General features: G+C 32.9%; 14 protein-coding genes. 5 read left to right on the top strand and 9 right to left on the bottom strand.

Annotated features, from left to right (window positions below; translation table 11 throughout):
- Positions 1–91: 91 nt before the first annotated feature.
- Complete coding sequence (locus OM075_RS06020; RefSeq protein ID WP_301189585.1) at positions 92–2,293, bottom strand: bifunctional alpha,alpha-trehalose-phosphate synthase (UDP-forming)/trehalose-phosphatase; 2,202 nt, start codon at positions 2,291–2,293, stop codon at positions 92–94.
- A 94-nt stretch (positions 2,294–2,387) separates the two neighbouring features.
- On the opposite strand from OM075_RS06020, the gene OM075_RS06015 reads away from it, so the two are divergent.
- On the top strand, positions 2,388–4,193 hold the full coding sequence (locus OM075_RS06015) for a glycoside hydrolase family 15 protein (protein WP_301189584.1): 1,806 nt from the start codon (positions 2,388–2,390) through the stop codon (positions 4,191–4,193).
- A 54-nt stretch (positions 4,194–4,247) separates the two neighbouring features.
- On the opposite strand, the gene OM075_RS06010 is transcribed toward OM075_RS06015, so the two are convergent.
- Positions 4,248–4,874, bottom strand: a complete 627-nt coding sequence (locus OM075_RS06010; protein WP_301189583.1) for a hypothetical protein — start codon at positions 4,872–4,874, stop codon at positions 4,248–4,250.
- Positions 4,875–5,170: 296 nt separating this feature from the next.
- Positions 5,171–6,256 carry a methyl-accepting chemotaxis protein gene (locus tag OM075_RS06005; RefSeq protein ID WP_301189582.1) on the bottom strand — a complete coding sequence of 362 codons (1,086 nt, stop codon included), beginning with the start codon at positions 6,254–6,256 and terminating at the stop codon, positions 5,171–5,173.
- A gap of 600 nt (positions 6,257–6,856) precedes the next feature.
- On the opposite strand from OM075_RS06005, the gene OM075_RS06000 reads away from it, so the two are divergent.
- Together OM075_RS06000 and OM075_RS05995 are read left to right on the top strand one after the other, a co-directional pair.
- Positions 6,857–7,219 (top strand): hypothetical protein, encoded by a 363-nt coding sequence (locus tag OM075_RS06000; RefSeq protein WP_301189581.1) that lies wholly within the window; start codon positions 6,857–6,859, stop codon positions 7,217–7,219.
- Positions 7,220–7,304: 85 nt separating this feature from the next.
- Complete coding sequence (locus tag OM075_RS05995) at positions 7,305–7,544, top strand: AAA family ATPase (protein ID WP_363321541.1); 240 nt, start codon at positions 7,305–7,307, stop codon at positions 7,542–7,544.
- Positions 7,545–7,575: 31 nt separating this feature from the next.
- Here the strand turns inward: OM075_RS05995 and OM075_RS05990 are convergent, their stop codons facing one another.
- From OM075_RS05990 to OM075_RS05970, 5 genes are all read right to left on the bottom strand, one after another.
- Complete coding sequence (locus OM075_RS05990) at positions 7,576–8,010, bottom strand: DUF4488 domain-containing protein (protein WP_301189580.1); 435 nt, start codon at positions 8,008–8,010, stop codon at positions 7,576–7,578.
- Between the two features lie 470 nt (positions 8,011–8,480).
- Positions 8,481–9,479, bottom strand: coding sequence for a glycoside hydrolase family 43 protein (locus OM075_RS05985; RefSeq protein ID WP_301189579.1), 999 nt, complete (start codon positions 9,477–9,479; stop codon positions 8,481–8,483).
- Between the two features lies 1 nt (position 9,480).
- Positions 9,481–10,842: an MFS transporter gene (locus OM075_RS05980; protein ID WP_301189578.1), complete on the bottom strand. Its 1,362-nt coding sequence runs from the start codon at positions 10,840–10,842 to the stop codon at positions 9,481–9,483.
- A gap of 647 nt (positions 10,843–11,489) precedes the next feature.
- Positions 11,490–11,870: a thioesterase family protein gene (locus OM075_RS05975; protein ID WP_301189577.1), complete on the bottom strand. Its 381-nt coding sequence runs from the start codon at positions 11,868–11,870 to the stop codon at positions 11,490–11,492.
- Between the two features lie 218 nt (positions 11,871–12,088).
- The gene (locus OM075_RS05970) at positions 12,089–12,829 is read right to left on the bottom strand and encodes a hypothetical protein (protein WP_301189576.1); all 741 of its coding nucleotides are present in this window, start codon (positions 12,827–12,829) and stop codon (positions 12,089–12,091) included.
- A gap of 364 nt (positions 12,830–13,193) precedes the next feature.
- Here OM075_RS05970 and OM075_RS05965 point away from each other — a divergent pair, with 364 nt between their 5' ends.
- On the top strand, positions 13,194–13,952 hold the full coding sequence (locus OM075_RS05965) for a YdcF family protein (protein ID WP_301189575.1): 759 nt from the start codon (positions 13,194–13,196) through the stop codon (positions 13,950–13,952).
- 118 nt (positions 13,953–14,070) lie between these two features.
- On the opposite strand, the gene OM075_RS05960 is transcribed toward OM075_RS05965, so the two are convergent.
- Positions 14,071–15,756, bottom strand: a complete 1,686-nt coding sequence (locus tag OM075_RS05960) for a transporter-like protein (protein ID WP_301189574.1) — start codon at positions 15,754–15,756, stop codon at positions 14,071–14,073.
- 1,317 nt (positions 15,757–17,073) lie between these two features.
- Between OM075_RS05960 and OM075_RS05955 the strand changes: the two genes are divergently transcribed.
- The gene (locus OM075_RS05955; protein ID WP_301189573.1) at positions 17,074–17,682 is read left to right on the top strand and encodes an NAD(P)H-dependent oxidoreductase; all 609 of its coding nucleotides are present in this window, start codon (positions 17,074–17,076) and stop codon (positions 17,680–17,682) included.
- Positions 17,683–17,739 lie beyond the last annotated feature (57 nt).

Raw genomic sequence — 17,739 nt, 5'->3', positions numbered from 1 at the left:
TTTTATTTTATGTGCGTTGTTTCATTTCAGACATAAAAAAAACCGGATAAGTTACTATCCGGTTTCGTAATTTTTTTTGTTTTCTGGGAATTTACATTTTCTGCAATAAGCTTCTTACAGCATCTACAGATTCTACTTTATAGGCTGCTTTAGTGTGTTTCATTCCTACCTTAATTGTAATAGCATCTTCAGGTAATTCGCGGAACATAAATTCATCAGTCCAGTCATCACCTATAGCCATAATGTAATCATAAGGTTCATTATTCAGGAATTTTAAGGCAGCAACACCTTTATTAATACCACCACTTTTAACTTCAATCACTTTATTACCTTCCATAATTTCAAGGTTGTGATTTGATAAGTGGGTATTTAATTCATCCTTAAGTTCATTTGCTCTTAATTCTCCCTGGTCAGGTTCAGCTTTGCGATAATGCCAAACTAAAGAATAATTTTTCTCTTCAATAAAACTACCAGGTGTACGGTCAACAAAATGTTCCATGATTGGACGAACATTAGGCATCCAGTTGTTATTAACTGTAGTAAGCATTTCCCAATCACCATTAACTGTTTTAAGCCAAACTCCGTGTTCGCAAATTAAATTAACCTTATGGCCGGCAAACCACTTTTCAAGCGTATATCTATCTCTACCACTAATAATGGTAACCGTATTTAGCTCGTTAGAAGTTAAATTTTTAATAATATCATGTAATTCATCATCAGGTTTTGCATCCTGAGGATTCTTTTTAAAAGGAGCCAGCGTTCCGTCATAATCAAGAAAAATTGCTCGTTTTTTAGAATCATGGTATTTGTCGATTAATTTTTCAGCTAAGCTTTTAGTAATTCTTTTGGCAAGAAAATCATTTTGAATACTTTCTGCTTTTTTGAGTGACTTTACAAATTCATTAGCCCATTTAAAAACATCATAGCGTTGAATGCGTTCTTTCATATAAGTCATTCTGCTTTTTTGTTCTTCAATAGGCATGGTTAATGCCTGATATATGTTATCAGCCATATCCTCGTCATCAACAGGATTAATCAATAGAGCTTCACCCATTTCTTTGGCAACACCAGCCATTTCACTGAGTATTAAAACACCAGTGTTGTTTATTCTGGATGCAACGTATTCTTTGGCTACCAGATTCATACCATCACGTACCGGAGTAATTAATGCCACATCACAGGAACTGTAAAGTTCTATCAGATTATTAAATGGTAATGAACGATAGAAGTACCAGATAGGAGTGTAGTTAATGGTACCATAGGCACCGTTAATTTGTCCTACAAGCTCATCAACTTCCTTCTTTAAGAGTTGATAATGATCAACCTGTCCTCTGGAAGGAACTGCGAGCATAATTAGCGTTACCTTTTGTCTGAATTCAGGATATTTTTCCAGGAACCGAGCAAAAGCAGTAAGGCGGTTAGGTATTCCCTTGGTATAATCTAACCTGTCAATAGATAAGATTAGTTTACGTTCCGGAGATGAAAGAAAATACTTATCTAACTCTTTGTGGAGTTCGGATTTTTCACTAACGGATTTTAAACTAACATTTTGAGCATTAGTCATAAACTTCTCGTAATCGATACCCATTGGAAACGAATCTGCTATTATGATTCGTTCATCGATATGGATTTGGTTAAATGAAATCTCATAACCAAACAATCGTCTGACACAACTGAAGAAGTGACGTTCATAATCATAAGTGTGAAAACCAATGAGGTCAGCGCCAAGCATACCCTGAATAATCTCTTTTCGCCAAGGCAACATTCTGAATACCTCATAGGAAGGAAATGGAATATGCAGAAAGAAACCAACAGTAACATTTGGTTTCTTTGACTTAATCATATCGGGTACTAATAATAATTGATAATCATGTACCCATACAGCATCGCCATCTTCCAGTGTTTCAATTGCCGCGTCTGCGAATTTTTGATTTACAGCTTTGTAGATTTCCCAGTCAGCCTGGTTGAAATCTGCATACTGAGTAAAATAGTGAAATAATGGCCAGATAGTGCGATTGCTAAAACCTTCATAAAACAAATGAATTTCTTCAGAGTTTAAATGAACAGAAGCGCATTTCTCTTTGTTAAATAAATTATTGATTTTCTGTTGCTTTGCATCAGAAATGGTATCGCTATCTATTCCAGGCCAGCCAATCCAGGTACCTCCATAATCTTTATAAATGGATTTCATACCTGTGGCTAAGCCCCCAACACTAGCTTCGAGAGAGATTTCATCTCCCTCCTCTTTAATGCTAAAGGGGAGTCTGTTTGAAACAATGTGAATTTTTTGCATAGATATAGCGTTTTTTATTTGAATTTTAGAAATATTACTATTTTTTTTGAGGTTACTACAAAACTAACCAATAATTTTTAATATAGTTCAATATATGGAGAATCTGAATTACGGGATTATCGGAAATTGTAAATCTGCCGCATTAGTTTCTGAAAAGGGAAGTATCGATTGGTTATGTTTGCCAAAATTTGATGCACCATCAGTTTTTGCAAAACTGCTGGATGAAAACAAAGGGGGAGCTTTAAGTATCGAACCTAAAAATTTATTATCAATAGGACAGGAATATATTGATAGAACGAATCTTCTATGTACTCGGTTTATTTGTGAGGAAGGTGTATTTGAAGTCATCGACTTTATGCCTCGTTATAAAACAACACAAGGTTCAGCGTATGCTCCACCTGATGTGATAAGAGTATTTAATAGAATAAGTGGAGCTCCTGTGTTTAAAGTAAAATATCAGCCAAAGTTGGAGTATGGGCTACATCCAACGGAGCTATCTGTTCACTCAAAGTTTATTAAAGGGGTAACCAAAAAGGGAGCATACGATTCTCTTTATCTTTACTCTGATTTTGACTTTAAGGATATTACAGAAAGCAATGAGATTACTTTAACCTCTAGCAAGTTTATTCTTGTTAGTTACAACCAGAAGTTGTTAAAACAAGATATTCATCGTGTAAAACTTCAGATGGAGCGAACTAAAGTGTATTGGTTAAACTGGTCGGAAAGAACCACTACATTTAGTAAGTACAATGATGAAATCAATAGAAGTGCTTTAACATTAAAACTACTAAGCTATCAAAAAACAGGCGCTGTTTTGGCTGCTTTAACCACTTCATTACCCGAAACAATTGGCGAAGTTCGTAATTGGGATTATCGTTATTGTTGGATACGGGATGGTTCTATGGTAGTTAAAATACTGAATCAGGTGAATCATAAAACCGTAGCCAAAAATTATTTAAACTTCATCATCAATATTCTTCCTGAGAAAGATGAGAAGATGCAAATTATGTATGGCATTAGCGGCGAAAAGAAATTGTCGGAATATGAACTTCCACATTTTTCAGGATATGCTGATTCAAAACCGGTAAGAGTTGGGAATGCAGCTTATAAGCAAAAGCAGAATGATATTTATGGTATTTTGATGGATGCTATATATCAGCATTTTAGCTTGTATTCAGCAACGCTTGATTTTAGTGAAGACTTATGGACCGTTGTTCGTAATGTGGTTAAAATGGTGGAGCGTAACTGGAAAAAACCGGATAAGGGTATTTGGGAGATTCGTGGTGAAAGTAAGCATTTTACCTTTAGTAAGGTTTTATGTTGGGTTGCTATTGACAGAGCTCAGAAAATAGCTGCATTACTGGAGCAGGAATCCTACATGAAAAAATGGAAGCAGTTAGAAGATAAGATCAGAGAGGATATTGAAAATAATGCCTGGTCTGAAGAAAAGCAATCTTATACTCAGGCATATGGTAGTGAAGATTTGGATGCCTCTGTACTTTTAATGGAAAGCTACGGATATATTGATGGCAAGAATGAGAGATACCGATCAACAGTTTATGCTATCCAAAAGGAATTAGAGCATGAAGGTCTGATGTATAGGTATGCAAATCATGATGATTTTGGTTTGCCCAAAAGTGCTTTTACAATTTGTGCTTTCTGGTTGGTGAATGCCTTGTATAAAATAGGAGAGAAGGAAGCTGCAATTGAGCGTTTTGAAAAACTATTGGTATATAGCAATCATTTAGGATTATATAGTGAAGATTTAGATTTTGAAACCAAACGTCAGTTAGGTAATTTCCCTCAGGCTTATTCGCATTTGGCATTAATTGAAACCGCAATTAATATTTCGGAAGGAGAGGTTTCGAAGGAAGAAAAAATTAAGAGTGCAATCAGTTAATAAAAATTAATGGGCATTGAGCAGTTAAATTTAAATGCTCAATGCCCATTAAAACTATTTTAATAATTTAACAAATTCACTTCTAAAGTAGTTGGTGTTTTCTGCCTTGTATTCTTCAGGTTTCTTTTTCCATTCCACCGTAATAGTTTCTACTGGATATTGCACTAAAAGCGCTACTTGTTCATTAGTAACATTTGCTGTTCCTGTAAAGATCGTTACATGGTATTTTTCACGGGCATCGGTATTGATGTTTTCTCCTAATGTAAGTTGAACTTCTTTATTATCTTTAAGTTTTAAAGTAACTAAGGTTCCTTCCTTTAAATAACCGAAATAGCGATTACCGTCACCTAGGTAAGTTTCCCACATAAATTCAATTTTAGACTGGCCATTTACTATAAAGCACTTTGCCTTTCCTCTAATTTTGTTCTTAGGATTACTAAAGAAACGGTCTAAGCGATCACTTGTGCTAAAATAGACTTCTGTCATTTCGCCTTCTGCATTTACATCGTTTGAAATACTAGTAGGTTCCACTTTTACATCTTCTACAGCGTCTGTTTTATACTCCCAGGTGCCATCATTATATAAAATAACAGTTTTCCCTTCGGCGGTTGTCGCTTCTTGTGTTTGAGCAAACGTTATTATAGAACTAAATACTGCAATAACTAAAAATACTATTTTCATATCTGAATAAAATTTAAATTTATTTTCATTGGTCAGATGAAACACACCATAAAATTGATCATCCTAATTATATAAATAGGAATGCTCAAATTTATAAAGTTGTTTCATTTGGTCACATGGAACTCGCCTAAATAGTCATTCTCGTGTGTGAGAAGTTTTTCTCATGGCTCGTTTCATGTTATGAATTCATTCATTAAATAAACCTGGCTTAATGATTTATGAGTAGTTGCATTATCAATTAAGGTCATGAATATAGTATTTTTATTTTTCAGTGGGGGCTCTTAAGAGAATAAGACTTAGTTTTTACTGATCGTTTTATAGTCTTTTACAAATGAATTTAAATGAGATACAGAATCATAAAATGATTCAAAGGAGGCATTCATAACAAGTACAGTATCCTTTAATTGATTGATGGATTGCATTAAGTTTTCGTTTTCCAACATGTTTGAACTTGTATGATTTTCAACTCCATTTACCACTTCAGAGAACTTAATGTTTTCAACTAGATTATTTTTAAATTGATTCATGATATCTTTATTAATCAGGTTGGCATCATTTAAGTTTTCGTTGATGGATTGACTAATGTGTATGATATCAGCTACCGAGTTATTAATATTTCCGGAAAGTAGTCGGACTTCATTAGCCACAACAGCAAAACTTTTTCCAAATTCACCAGCTTTTGAAGCTTCAATAGATGCATTTAATGCAAGCAAATTGGTTTGTTGAGCCACATTACTAATAATATTTATGATGGAATTGATTTCTTCTGTTTTAGACATCAAGGTGTTCATCTTATCAGAAAAATCATTGACCTTTTTATCAATGTTTTGTAAGGTTTCACCTGATCTTAAAACCGTTGTTTGAATACTTAAAATATCTTGTTGTATGGTATTGGATAAAGAGGATATTTTGTCGGATACTGCTTTAATGTCGGTTATAGAATTTTCTAAATGAGAAATTTCGTTGGTTGAGTGATCCTTACTTTTGCCATTAAACTTTTGGACGTTATTGGTTATCTTTTTTGTTTCAGAAACAAACAGGTTAAGTGATTTGATAATTTCACTAAATCCATGGGCTATTTCGCCAACAGCATCATCACTGTTCAGGTTCAGGTGCACAGAAATATCCTTTTGGGTTACATTTTTGGCAATGGTAGAAACTTTAAGCAGTTCCTTAATAAGTATCGTTTTAACAAAAGAAAACGATACAATGCCTACTATTACTCCTGCCATGATGCAGCCAATTAAAAAGTAGATAAATAAACCATCTTTCCATTCAACAAAAAAGTGAGCATACACAGGAAATACAAATCCCATTAATACTCCAAAAAACATCATGTTTCTAAATAGTTTTCTTAGTATACTCTTCTTTCTTTTAGGCATCTGGTTCAATTTTTAGATTTTTTTAAGTAAACTACCTTGTCTAAAAATAACATAAAAAATATATTTTTGTTTATTGATGAATAGAGAGGAGAAAAGTCAAAATGTAGTTTGCCCTAAGTGCAATAAAACGTATTCAAAATTAGAAGTACGAAGATGTTGTAGCAATTGCTTTGCTTGTACCGGATGTGAAATTTATATGTGTCCGGCTTGCAGAGGACGTATTGTTGTTAAGCCTCCTCGTGAGATGAAACGCTCATAGCAAACAAATTCAGTTTGTCAACTGAATCATTTCATATTGTAAGAAAAATATAAAGTTGTTGACTAACTGCTTTGATAGCTCACTTCATATAAATTTCCATTTTGCTTTAAAAACTTATAATACCCTTCTGAATCTAAATAACTCCATTTTAACTTTCTGTATTTTTCCCACTTCAAAGGTTTATTTTTCTCCTTCATCTAGTAAAAATATCCAAAAAACTCATATTTCGGTAATTTGCCTCCTAATAAATGAAATTATTTGATTTTAGTGTGATTTTTTAGGGGTAAAAAGGGTTTGGAGACTCTTTAATCCTGCTGTAAGGGTTCAAAAATTATAGGGATATGATAAAAATAAGATTAATTATATTGTTGGGTATTATACTTACTAGTGTATCATTAGTAAATGCTTGTGATATTACTTTAAAAATTCAAGATGAGGCAAAAGAAGCATATCATGTTGGAGATGATTTAATTGTTCAGGTAGATTTACTTTTTACGCATATAAATGGTTCAGTTTCTGAAAGAGATTCCAAATTAAAATGCATGGAATTAAAGATTATAGATATTACAGATTGGAAGAAGATTTTGGATATGCAGTATGCCAGAAGGTTAAAAGTTAAGGCAAAGAAGGTGACTTCTGAGAGTACCAAAACACAAACTGCTGCCAAACGAGCTTATAGAAAAGAAGGAGTGGGTTGTTGTTAATGATGTGAATTATGGATTGGGTTGTAAAAAAGGGTGCTTCAACTATTGAAACACCCTCTTTGATTATCTTTTCAATAGCGAGCTTATAGTAGAATCATGGATTACCCAAGCCAACCAATGCGATTTGTATTTATACTTAGACAAAGATGCTCCGTACGTTCAGGATGGCACGCGTCTTACGGAAGATGACAGAAATACATTAGACAGCTATCATAAAAACACACTTAAAAAACATGGCATCAATTATCACTTGATACAAGGTAATTGGGATGAACGATTTAATAAGTGTGTTGAGGCTGTAAAGAATATGTTTTCGGACTTGTAGAGTTATTTTAAATGTGCAGTTAATATGCTTATTAATTAACTCTTTTCCAAAGTTCATTAAACCCATTGTTAATTCCCTTTATTACCAAATAATCTCCATCAATCTTCAATTTAAAATGAAAATGGTTGCCCGATACTGAGCTTATATTTGGGGTTACATACATTGGTGATTCATCATAAACATCATTATTTAAACTGTAATTTCCCCATATAGAGAGTGCAATACTGTTTGATTCCTCAATAACTTTGATGTGGGAATAATTTCCCTTCGAATAAATTTTATATGATGTCATTCCATTAATAATATTTATTGTACTATCGGCATTGCACATTTGCCACTTTCCATCAATTCTTTTTTGCAAATTTAGTTGTTGTTTACTGGTATTTTTTTCGCTTTGGGCAAATAAAACACATGGAAACACTATGCATGCAATTAGGATAATGGATTTAAAGATTGAATTTTTCATTTGTAGAATTTTTAATTAGTATAAAATTGAAATATTATTTAAGTCGGCATTTAACATTTGAATATACTACATTAATATTCAAAAATTGTAGAATATAAATAAAAAGTGATATGTAATAAATAAATGGTATCGGATTATAAACTAATACTTGATTTTTACAATTATACCTTGCTTCTTATAACTGTTTATTTCTGTCAATACTTTTTCTAGTATTAAATTTAATTTTGTTGGTTTTTCTATCATAAGATAATGTCTGGTTGCAGAAATATTTTCTATTTGATAACCATTTTTGCAATGATCTTTTATTCCGGTGATGTTGATTTGTAATGATAATTTTAAATGTCATGCTATTCTAAGACGAGCCATTTTTTGAAATGAAAAAAGGGTGTTTCAACTATCGAAACACCCTCTTTGCCCTTTCCTTATTCATAAAATCCATTCTATAAAAGAATGACCATTTATTCTTTTTACTAAAATTCAAATACCGGTCTTCCGTCTGTATCAAATTTAACTTCCATAACTCTGGCGTGTCTGTTTGGATCATAAAGAGGATCTTTAACAATCTCGTCCAGAGGTCTTTTATCAGAAGCAGGAACTACAGAAGGATCACCAACAGCCTCTTCATAATCCCTGGCATGATAAATACATAAAGGTGTTTTATCATCCTCAGCCACAGTAAAGCAGTTATGTCCCGGTCCGTATATTTTCTTTTCGTAATCGGTTTCTAAAATCGGATATCTCGATTTCTTCCAGGAGTTTCGGTCCAATAAATCAGCATCTTCATCCGCTTCCATCAATCCCATGCAGTAACAAGCTCCGGTTGCACTTGCTGAAAATGAAATAAAGATCTTTCCATTGTTTTTAATAACAGCAGGACCTTCGTTCACCCAAAAATCAACTCTTTCCCAATCGTAATCAGGAGTGGTAAGCATAAACTGCACTGTTTTTAGCTTAATAGGCGATTCCATTTCTGCTAAATACAAGTTTGAGGCAGCAAACTGACCTCCGGTTTTTTCTGCCCAGCAAAAATATCTTTTGCCATTATTTTCAAAGATGGTGGCATCTAAAGAAAAGTCGATAAATGTTTTTTCATCACCATCAGCAGCTTGCATTTGTCCCAACTCAATCCATTCATCTTTCAAAGGATCCTCACCTGTACATTCTAAAACATAAGGGCGAAGTTTCCAGATATCTTCCTCTTCACTGGCAGCAAAATATACATACCATTTACCATCTAAAAAGTGAATTTCCGGAGCCCAAATGTGTCTGCTCATTGGTCCGGTTTCATGCTTAAACCAAACATCAAATGTTTCAGCGTCTTTTAATCCTTCAATGGTTTTCGATCGGCGTAGTTCTATACGATCATAAGTAGGTACTGAACCTGTAAAATAATAGTAACCGTCAGTATGTTTGTATACAAAAGGATCAGCACGTTGCTCTACTAAAGGAGCGTTTTTATCTGTTGCCATCTTAAATATGAATTTTAGCTTTTATTGTTTCGTAATATTTATCCGTAATCTTATAACGCATAATCAACATACCATTGATTACGTGGAATACTCCAGGAATAATGGTTAGCATTAAAGATAATCCTAAAAGAGCTGTTTCGGATTGAACCGGATTAAGAATTTCCTCAGTTGGAGCCACATATCCAAATCCTGAAAGTAATAAACCAACAACTGCTCCGGCAATACCCATTCCGGCTTTTTGTGCAAATGAAATACCTCCAAATGATAATCCAGATACACGTACGCCTGTTTCTGCTTGTCCATAATCTACAGCTTCGGCAATCGCTGTCCAGAATATAGGAGCATGAACATCTACAACAAATGAAAGAATGAAATACATTACGTAAGCGAACATCATACTTTCTGGCTGAGGTTTTATTAGGAAAAACATAAGAACACTAAGTATTCCTACGCCATACTGTGACATCCAGAATAATTTCACCTTACAGAAACGTTTGGTAATAAGTGTAGAGGCTGGCATGGCTAAAATAGCAGCAGCAACACCAGTTCCCATAAATGTAGATTGCACCACTTCATCACCACCCAGGTAATATTTTGCATAATAAATGGCTACTGATGCACGAATAACATAACCGGTAGTTCCTGATAAACATGAACCTAGCAATAACATCCATTGCCCGTTTTTATATAAGTATTTTAATTGTTTAAGATAAGGTGTAGTTTCTACGATGTGTTCTATACGCTCTTTAGTGGTAACAAAGCAAAATAAAAATAAAAGCGTACCACCTAGTGCCATAACACCCATTGCTAACTGATATCCACGGGCAATGTTTCCTGCTCCGAATGATTTAGCCATGATAGGAACTAAAATAGATACTCCAAATGCAGCAACTTTGGCAAAGAATAAGCGATACCCACTTGCTGATAAGCGTTCTTTTGGATCGTTGGTAAGTACACCAATTAATGAAATATATGGAATAGTAACTGAAGTAAACATTAAGGTAACTAAGATGTAAGTAGCGTATGCATAAATCAATTTACCTGTATAATCAAATCCCGGTGTTGTAAAGGTAAGGAATACAGAAATTCCGAAAGGAATAGCCAAATACAAGAAATAAGGACGAAAACGACCATATTTTTTTGATTTATATTTATCGGTAATAATCCCCATTAATGGGTCGCTTACTGCATCAATTAATCTTACCAATAAGAACATTAGCGCAACATCAGTAGGCTTAATTTTAAATACATCGGTATAAAAATAGGTGATGATCAAAAACATAGAAGAAATAACAACATTTACTGCCGCATCTCCTGATCCATAACCTACTTTTTCAAGTACACTTAACTTTTGTGGTTTCATATTTATAATTTAATTTTCAAAGGCTGTATGAAGCTTTCAAATAAATTGAATTCTCCTTTTGTGTTATAATTGGGATCATCAAATTTATATGTTCGTTTCATTAGTTTTAATTTATTATGCTTATCGAATGTAACGTTCTGTTTATTTGTTTTTGTGTTGTAATTTGATGGTATATTCAATTAAACAAATTGAGTTGTTACTTAAGCAAGGTCATTTTATCTGTTTATATTACGATTTATCTTTCTCTCTATTTAATTTATAAAAGATGGTTTTCTCCATCCGTACAAAGATTGTTAACAAAAATGTAAAACAGGGGGAGTTATAATTCTAAATTGGTGGATTTATGTATAATTTTAGTAAAGCAGTAGTGTGTTAATATGTAGGTAATAAGAATGTAATCAGGAGTTTAGTTTGTTTTTGGATTTATGGTTTTAGGAGAGAGAATAGGAGAGATATTTGTTTTGTTTATTTGTTGGATTTATAGATTTACTGATTTGGTTGAACTGTATTTATGTGGAATTAATGTAATATAAAATGCAGAAAATTTTATTCAGAGAAGGCAGGATTAAGAGATCAAGCCCTCAGCTATCACTTTTGTGAACAACCGTGAAAGCTGAAGACTGGATTTTATTTTGAGGACATTGCTTTTACAACTTACTTAAAAAGCGTTCTACATCAACCACAAATCTGTCGTGAGATGCTTTTCCAATTGTAGCACCTGTTTCATCTGTACATACAATCTCGTAGGATACTTTTCTTCCGTCAACTTCAGCAATAGTAGCTTCACACTTGATTTTTGCCCCAACAGGAGATGCTTTCATGTGATCTGCATTCATTTTAATACCAACAGAATCACCACCTTCAGGTAAATAAGTAGCAATCATTGTCATGGCTACATTTTCCATAAGAGCAATCATTGCAGGAGTTCCATAAACATCCAGTCCACCCGAGCCTAAAACTTTAGCAGTATCTTTTGTTTCAACATTAATTTCTTTATCCGCTTTTAATCCAACAGGTATATTCATCATATTATATTTATTAATTAAAGTCTCTTTTTTAATATTTCGGCAAAAGTATAACCATAAACTAAATATTCAATAATAATAACGAATAATAGATTGTTAGGTATTATAAAAGAAAGTAAGGTTTGTTGTAGAATGTTTAAGGATGTATTAATCTATTAAATAATTTATATTATTGGACTAGGGATTTTGAAATCTCGGAAGTATAGCATTTAATATTTGCTTTAATTTAAATTATTAGGGGTTTCAACTTTTGAAATAAGTGAGGCTGGTATGTCTGGATTTGAAATATAAAACTTCAGTTCATAATTCTCAATCAAATATTCTTTTACAAATAAAGGAACATCCTGTAGGTATATTTTATATAATTTATTATCTCTATTATTTTCTTGTTTAAACTTAGCATAAGCTGCAATAACTTCTTCTTTTGAGTTTATATCTTTGGTCAATCTTCCGTTTAGTAATAAAATTTGTTCAATAATATCAATGGCCTCATCTGTTTGTTCTGTATTACTTTTTAAGTTTATTATTCCTTTTGATGATAGCCTTATTCTTTCTATTTGTTGGATGTAGTAATAAAAGTCTTTTAGTGTATCGGGAGATAATTCTGTAATTTTAGTTTTTAAAAGTTTAATTTCATGGTCCTTTATAAATATCAAGCTATCTAACTTTTTTCTATCATTAATCATTTGTATGATTTTGTAACAATCCTTGTCGCTTGATTCAGACTGTTTAAGAGAGCACTCCTGATAAATGATTTCCGGAATGATATTATGATCTGAAAAATCCTGATTTTTGAAGAGTAAAACTACTGCAGCAACAACTTCTAATATTAGAGCTGTAAATAAAGGCGTTAAATATTTTTCTCTAATTCCTTTTATTAAGTTAGTAATACCTAGTAAAGTGATTACTGCTGTTATAGTGAATATTGATATAAAAACGATAAATAAAACTTTGGCTTCCATAAATCTTTAAAACTTATTATTATTCATTGTCATTAGAAATAACAGATTGGACTTTACAGTAATTAAGTTCAAAGGTTACATTATTATGATTAAATGATGTTTTTATTAGATAAAAGCAACAAGAAGAAAGATTACAATTAAACCGCAAGGGGCAGAGATAACGTTTATATCAGACCTGTCTTCAAATAAAATGATGTAATAATTCTACATAGTGTTGAGTAATTCCACATAGTGTGGCTAAGTTATTATAGCGTGATTAAAGGAAGTTTTTAAATAAGCTTTTGTATTATAGATAAATAGGTGCAAAGTAAAATTCGTGGTCTTTATTTTGATTGATGAATGGATCAATTATAAAGTAAAGCCTATGTTTTTTACGATATCTAAATTATTTTCATTTGCCATTTCGCCAATTTTATGGATTGGGATTCTTATAATACTAGCCTTGTTTATAAAGAAGTCTTCATTTAAAAAAGGTGTTTTAATATTTGCTGTAGGATTGTTGTTTGTATTTACTAATCCTTATATATTCTATCGTGTGAGTAGTTGGTGGGAGGATTATAATCAGGATGTAAACGCTGTGCAACATTACGATGGTATTATAGTATTGGGAGGAGGCGTTGCAGGATATAACCAGCAGGAAGAAGAAATTAACTTTGAGAATAGTAGTTCGGATAGATTATTTAAGGCCATTGAATTATTTAAAATGGGAAAAGCTGATCGATTTATTTTTTCAGGAGGGTCAAGTGGCGAGGTTAAGGAAGGAGAGGTGGTGCAGTGCTATCTGAAAAAGGTTGATATACCAGAAGATAGTACTTTGGTTGAATGGAATTCATTGAATACACACGAAAATGCTGTTGAAACCTCAAAGTTATTGGAATCGGCAGGTATTATGAATGGGAATTTTTTGTTGGTCACCTCTGGTTATCATATTAAAAGATCGATGGATTGTTTTAAAAAAGAAGGTATTTCAGTAACGCCTTTTTCAACAGACTTTATGTATCAATTTGGAAGCTCTGACTTTTCTGGTATTTTTCATCCATCAACTGTATATCTCGAAAAATGGAAAACCATCCTTAAAGAATGGGTTGGATATACTGTTTATCGCTTTGTGGGGTATGTGTAGTGTAATATCCGCCTGTAGTTCAAAGACGTGTTTTTCCTGTTTTCAAAATGTATAGGAGAACGCTAAACTAGACTTGTTACACTAAAATAAACCAAGTCAGCATTATTTAAATTTCAACTTATTTCTTCTCGTGATTATTATTTCTTACAATAAAGTAATCGAGAGGATTACTAAAAAAATCTTTTACTGAATACATAAATAGTTGAGGGATAAACAGGAATGTAGCACCTCTTGATTTTAATGCCAAAACCAAGGTTATGGAAAAACTAACCACAAGATTGGTTAGTCCAATAATTAATATTCCTACCAGAGCTTTAATTATAATTATGGTTTCAAAAGGCTGACTCATTAATGAGTAACCTAGATAGGAGGTGCTAAAGGCAATGTGGCGTATATCAATTGAAAAAGAAAATATGTAGCTCAAAAGAAATGCGCTTCCAAGGAAAAAACCCAGACTAATATTCCCCATTAAAGATCCACCTTTATGGATAACAAAATCAGCCATTTTTTTACTGTTAAAAAATAGTTTTGTATTGACAATGCGGTGTGCAGCTCTGGAGGCTACTACTTTATTATCAACATACCCGGAGATAATTCCAGATAAAGCCAGAAAAACACCAGCTGTAGCAGCATATCCAAAAAGACTAAATGTTGGCATAATATCTTTCATCAGGTAATCAGGTTTTATGCCTAATGATTTTTGCATTCCAAATTGTGCAAATATGAGGTATATAACAGAAGCAAAAATAATGGCCATAGTAAAATTGCCGACCAATGATATAAACTGACTACCCAGAGCTTTTTTTATGATCTTGATAATTTCTTTTTTGGAGCCTATTTGTAGGTTATTGTTTTTATCGATATGCTTGGCTATTGTAGAAGCCGTCATTGCTGGTTGTTTTGTAGCAATGATACCGCCTAATTGTTTAACCAGAATAAAACAGATGGCGTAATTCAAGCTAAAAATAATTGCATCTCCAATTGCATCAAATTCGTAGTTAGACCCAAAGTATATTTTAAAAAGGGCAAAAAGAGCAATAAGAGCACCTCCTAACATTGATTTGTATAAAAAGCGCCAGTATTCTTTATTATTTTCAGCAATGTATTTATCTCCTCTGTTCGAAGTGTGTTCTACAGCTTCAAATATCAATAAATCCAGATGTCGGACAATAAATCTTCTTAAGCTGTATTTTTTCTTATTGTAGGCAAGATGGTTGGTAATAATTGCTTTCCAATGTTCTGGAGAATTAATATTTAAACTTAAATCAATGAGTTCTTTTACTCTTTCAATATATTCCAGAATTCTTCTTGTAACAATAGTCATATGCAGACTAATCCCTATCTTGTTTTTATACATTCTTAGGGAATTGATATTGTTTTCAATCTCGTTTAACAGATGAATTAAATACCTGACTTTTTGATCATCTCTACAATCTAAAGTGCTCATTTTATTAAGCAGGATTTCAAAACAGCGATGGTTTAATTTCAGGAGTTTAAATTTATAGTTGATATCGCTATCAAGTCCAAAAGCCGATATTTTTGAGCATAACGCTTTAATGCTTAATGTTAAATCTTTAGAGATGTGGTTGTCATCAGTAATATTAAAATCAAGATTGCTGAATATGTATTCTATATTTTTTTTGTTTTTGAATAAAAAAAACTCAAAAGTATCTTCTTCAGGAATAGAGGGGAGAATTTTCTTATATAATCTGCTTATTAAACCAGACGTAAATCCATAGTCCTCCATTAAGGAATACTTTGTAAAAAAAGTATAGAAACTGAGATCTTTGGTGGTGTTTTGCATACAGAAAAAGAAAATTGGTTTTTATTAATTGTAACACTTAATAATTTGGTACAACGGCATGGTAATAAAATAAATCTGACCACAAATACCTGGTCTGAGATTAACCGTTGTGCGGTTAATATACAAATTATTAAATAAAGTAAACACGGCTTTATGCGGTTTGTTTAGAGGTTTTGAACAAATAAGCAGAAATTATTCTTTAATGAATAATCATCATTTTATTATGGCTATTCTTCCGTTGTAAGTAGGGGAGTTATTTATAGTAATTAAATTTTCTTTCGGAAATAATACTTCTGGCCCAAATCATTTCAGCCCAGGGATCCCCTGGGTTACTATTCATCATGTAACTCAACGTCCTGAAAGGACAGCTCAGTTTTTAATATGCTTCTTAAGGACGGAACTTTTAAATTCAATAAATACGTCATTTGAAGTCAAGATTGCGGGTGAGCCTGTCGAGGAGTAGAAGGCCATTGTGGGTGTGAATTCTCAATTGTTATATTATTAACAGATGGGGCTTGTCCTTATGTTTGAAAAACATTTACATCTGTATAATAATAAAGAATTGAGAAGAGAGCGATGGCATTCTCCTCGACTAGACCTTTTGGGTTCCGTTTTGTGGCAATGACAAAATGGAACAATGTATTTTATAAAGACATTATTAACAACAAAATCAGTATTGTATCGAAGCAAAAAATTGGAGAAGATAACAATGCCATAGCAGACGGGTTTACTTTGTTTACCACCTCCCCCTCATACTTCGGGTACTCCTCCTAAATTAGGAGGAGAGTTGATTTACAGCACTTTTATTCTTTAACTGACAAATATTTACGTTTTAAACAATACCTGTTTCATTCTTTTTTTAAAAAGATTATTGTTCTGCTGGCATAGTTCAAGTAAACTTGACTCTGCACTCATTTATCACAATAATTGTCATTGCCCAAAAAGAACTAAAAACGCTAGTTCAATTCATCCTTCACCGCACTTCCTTGCCGAATTTTTCCTTTCACACATCCCAATATCACCCGCATTCGTCTTCGTCACGCCACCGCAGGCCCGGGCCAATTGAACCGGCCATCGCACTTGGTCCATATTTCAAAATAACCACTTCTTGATTAATAAAAATTTCTCTTACGAATGGTTGCAAACGGCATCATCTCATGGAGCCATACCATCACTTTGCAACTTTTTTATTGGTTGACTGTTTATTAATCACGGCAGATGAATCTGTCAATATTAATAAGGAAACATCATTACTTGTCAGATTACGACTTAAAAGATTCTCACATAAAAGGATGCGACCGATAAAATAATAAACAGATGAAGAAAATATTTTTAGTATATGGAGGAAAGAAAATTGCAAATGCAAATGGCGATATAAATAAAGCATTGTTTGATGTTGATGTTTCTTTTTTTACCGAAGACAATGGGTTTGAATTTAAATACACAGATATTAACGATGCTTATAATGCGGATGAGGAAGTAGATAATTTTTTGTGGGCAGATGCCATTATTTATCACTTCCCAATTTGGTGGATGGGAATGCCTTATCCTTTAAAAGAGTATATTGACAGGGTTTTTACCGAAGGTCACCGCAAAGGCATGTACCGAAGTGATGGAAGAAAAAGCGATAATCCGGCTATTAATTATGGAACCGGAGGGTTAATGCATGGCAAAAAATATATGGTAACTACATCATGGAATGCGCCCGAAACAGCATTTACTTTACCAGGTGAATTTTTTCAACAACGTAGTGTGGATGATGGCGTGTTATTTGGCTTTCATAGAATGAATGCCTTTGTAGCTTTGGAACCATTACAAAATATGCACTTTCATGATATAGAAAAAAACAGTTCTCCTGAATATATTAAGCAACTGCTGAATAACTATAAAAATCATTTAAGCCAGCTATTCAGTCTGGTTGATTAATGTTGGAATCATATTATTGCTAAGGTTTACAATGGATTGGATTTATAAGCCTAAGTA

The sequence above is a fragment of the Plebeiibacterium sediminum genome, from assembly GCF_026013605.1.
GTDB classification, from domain to species: Bacteria; Bacteroidota; Bacteroidia; order Bacteroidales; family Marinilabiliaceae; genus Saccharicrinis; species Saccharicrinis sediminus.
Note: the sequence above shows the minus strand (reverse complement) of the source record. Positions and strands in the feature narration are given on the sequence as shown.

Coding starts and splice junctions, on each gene's coding strand:
- OM075_RS05970 (WP_301189576.1), bottom strand. CDS start 12,829: ATGGAAGCCAAAGTTTTATTTATCGTTTTTATATCAATATTCACTATA.
- OM075_RS06010 (WP_301189583.1), bottom strand. CDS start 4,874: ATGAAAATAGTATTTTTAGTTATTGCAGTATTTAGTTCTATAATAACG.
- OM075_RS05960 (WP_301189574.1), bottom strand. CDS start 15,756: ATGCAAAACACCACCAAAGATCTCAGTTTCTATACTTTTTTTACAAAG.
- OM075_RS06000 (WP_301189581.1), top strand. CDS start 6,857: ATGATAAAAATAAGATTAATTATATTGTTGGGTATTATACTTACTAGT.
- OM075_RS06005 (WP_301189582.1), bottom strand. CDS start 6,256: ATGCCTAAAAGAAAGAAGAGTATACTAAGAAAACTATTTAGAAACATG.
- OM075_RS05965 (WP_301189575.1), top strand. CDS start 13,194: ATGTTTTTTACGATATCTAAATTATTTTCATTTGCCATTTCGCCAATT.
- OM075_RS06015 (WP_301189584.1), top strand. CDS start 2,388: ATGGAGAATCTGAATTACGGGATTATCGGAAATTGTAAATCTGCCGCA.
- OM075_RS05980 (WP_301189578.1), bottom strand. CDS start 10,842: ATGAAACCACAAAAGTTAAGTGTACTTGAAAAAGTAGGTTATGGATCA.
- OM075_RS05975 (WP_301189577.1), bottom strand. CDS start 11,870: ATGATGAATATACCTGTTGGATTAAAAGCGGATAAAGAAATTAATGTT.
- OM075_RS06020 (WP_301189585.1), bottom strand. CDS start 2,293: ATGCAAAAAATTCACATTGTTTCAAACAGACTCCCCTTTAGCATTAAA.
- OM075_RS05985 (WP_301189579.1), bottom strand. CDS start 9,479: ATGGCAACAGATAAAAACGCTCCTTTAGTAGAGCAACGTGCTGATCCT.
- OM075_RS05955 (WP_301189573.1), top strand. CDS start 17,074: ATGAAGAAAATATTTTTAGTATATGGAGGAAAGAAAATTGCAAATGCA.
- OM075_RS05990 (WP_301189580.1), bottom strand. CDS start 8,010: ATGAAAAATTCAATCTTTAAATCCATTATCCTAATTGCATGCATAGTG.